This window comes from Dyella japonica DSM 16301 (genome assembly GCF_001010355.1).
Classification (GTDB): Bacteria; Pseudomonadota; Gammaproteobacteria; order Xanthomonadales; family Rhodanobacteraceae; genus Dyella; species Dyella japonica.
The window spans coordinates 1-459 of record NZ_JPLA01000173.1 but is presented as its reverse complement, the minus strand read 5'-3'; the positions used below and the strand labels follow the sequence as shown (position 1 = coordinate 459).

Below are 459 nucleotides of genomic sequence, written 5' to 3'. Positions count from 1 at the left end.
GTGCCAAACATTTCCTCGTACTTTTCCTGAATGGTTTTCATCTGGTCACGGTACTCTGCCATAAGTTTCTCTGTCTTTTTGACAGTTTCCATAGCAGAAGCATTGATGTAATCACTTATGCCATTTCCTACAGATGAAGTGAGTTTAATGATGTTGTCTGCTTTCATCATTTCACCAAGCATCGTAGACATAGATGAACCAGTGGATAAAGCTGTGCCGACATTCATGGCTACCATAGAGGCAATAGTAGCAACAATGATTCCAATCTTATCCCCAAGCAGACTAACAGAGACTGTTTGAATAATGGACATCAGAATCATAGCTGCAATGGCATTAGCCACAGCCCCAACGATAATAGCAGCTAACCCTGCAAAACCTAATGCAGCACCAATAGAAGCAGCAGTACCCATTACCCCAGCACCAGCAGCAGGAGTAAAGAACACAGACACTACTACTGCA

Annotated in this window: 1 protein-coding gene; it reads right to left on the bottom strand. The window is 42.9% G+C overall.

Annotated elements, in window-relative coordinates:
- Positions 1-459 (bottom strand): hypothetical protein (locus Y882_RS20420; protein WP_046973438.1); only part of this gene is annotated, 459 nt, incomplete at both ends.